The following is a 1,546-nucleotide window of genomic DNA, read 5'->3' as shown; positions in this document are numbered from 1 at the left end:
GTACGTGTTTACCCCGAGGACGGAACAGCGGGTACAGCCTGGGCTCGTGAAATCATCTCGTTGTTTCGAGCGATTCGCTTGAACTCTTCGTAGGGATTGCGTCCCTGCTGGCGCCACGTCGCCAGCAGGGACAGCAGCGTCTCATGCACAAACATGCCGCGGTCGTTGCGGAGCGTTCCGATGAGCTTCCGGAGAACCACTGGCTCACGAAGCGCATTTTCAGCGGCGTTGTTCGTTGGGGAGACCGCTGGCTCACCGATGAAGGTGAGCCAGTGGTCGAGGCCTCCTTCGATCTTGCCGAGTAGTGTTGCCACTGGTCCGTCGGGAACTGACCGCTCTATCAGCGATTCAAGCTCTCTTCGCGCCACACGCTGGAGTTCTGCTCGCTCATGGACTGTCACGTCGCTCTCCAGCTGCGTCTGGAGAGCGACGTACAACTGTTTGAGGGCACGGTAGATCGGTTCACCTTCCGCCTGTTTCTCGGCGGCGTCTTCAGCCTCCCGGAGAATATGCGCCCAACACCGCTGGAGGTTGCTGCTAAAAGCCGGATACGCCGTCCACCCATCACAGACAACCGTTCCCGCGAAGTCCTCGCCGAGGACTTCCGCGGGAACATCACTTCCACGACTCTCCCTGACCGCGTACAGCGTGTGTTCCTCGGTGGTGAACGTCCAGATCCACGCCTGTTCGCCGTCGCGTTTGATGCCAGTCTCGTCAACGTGGACAACGTCGGCTTGCTGGATCTGGCGGCGAATCTGCTCGTACTCACAGCGACCGGCGCGCGCAGCGCGCTCGGTCGCGTGCCACGCGGCCGCGCCTGACAGCTCCAGTCCGTGGAGTTGTTCGAAGCGGTCGCCGATCTTCCGGTAGGGAAGGCGGTGATCGTACCGAGAGAGCGCCGCCTGTGCGATGACGTTCACCCCGAACTGCCCCTCATCGGGGCAGTCGGGGTGTGAGGCGACAGTCTCCGTTCCACAGGAGTGGCACTCGTAGTGGTGGCGATTGTACTGAGTGACCTCCGGTGGCTGTGGATCGGGGAGTTCCTCGACGAGTCGGGGGCTGACGCCCGCCGACTCGTCGAACACTTCACCACAGTCTGGACAGCAGTCAGAGGTGACCTCGATTTCTCGGTCAGGGTCAGGAGCGTCGCGCCATTCCGGGTCGTGCCCAGGCTTTCGACCAGGCGTGCCACCGTCAGTACGTGGCTGTTCGTCGTCCTCGTCCGATGGGGACGAGGACGACTCCTCTTGGTCCGATTGGTCCTTGCTCGGTGGTGTGTGCGGTCCCTCGTACCACCTGAGCTTTGCTCTAAGGCGCTTGTTCTCCTTTCGGAGCTTTTCGTTTTCTTCTTCAAGCGCAGCAAGACGGTCGAGGATTTCTTCTTTGGTCGGCTCCGAGGAGGTCATGAACAGACGAGACGGGATGGTCTCCGGATCGGAGACCATCCCTCCAGGGTGCACTCACTCGCCTGTTGCATCGATCTACGTTATTTGTTTCACGGCCCCTACGAGAGACTACCGAAACCGATCTGGGGCTAAACACGTAC

General features: G+C 60.8%; 1 protein-coding gene. It reads right to left on the bottom strand.

Going from position 1 to position 1,546, the window contains the following annotated elements; translation table 11 throughout:
• Positions 1-8: 8 nt before the first annotated feature.
• Positions 9-1,445 carry an IS66 family transposase gene (gene tnpC, locus J2754_RS15985; protein ID WP_425351007.1) on the bottom strand — a complete coding sequence of 479 codons (1,437 nt, stop codon included), beginning with the start codon at positions 1,443-1,445 and terminating at the stop codon, positions 9-11.
• Positions 1,446-1,546: the final 101 nt, after the last annotated feature.

Source organism: Halarchaeum nitratireducens (assembly GCF_017874695.1).
GTDB classification, from domain to species: Archaea; Halobacteriota; Halobacteria; order Halobacteriales; family Halobacteriaceae; genus Halarchaeum; species Halarchaeum nitratireducens.
The sequence above is the reverse complement of the archived record's forward strand: the minus strand, read 5'-3'. Positions and strand labels throughout refer to the sequence as shown.

What these genes read in the sequence shown, in the direction of transcription:
- tnpC (WP_425351007.1), bottom strand. Translation starts at nt 1,445, where the DNA reads ATGGTCTCCGATCCGGAGACCATCCCGTCTCGTCTGTTCATGACCTCC.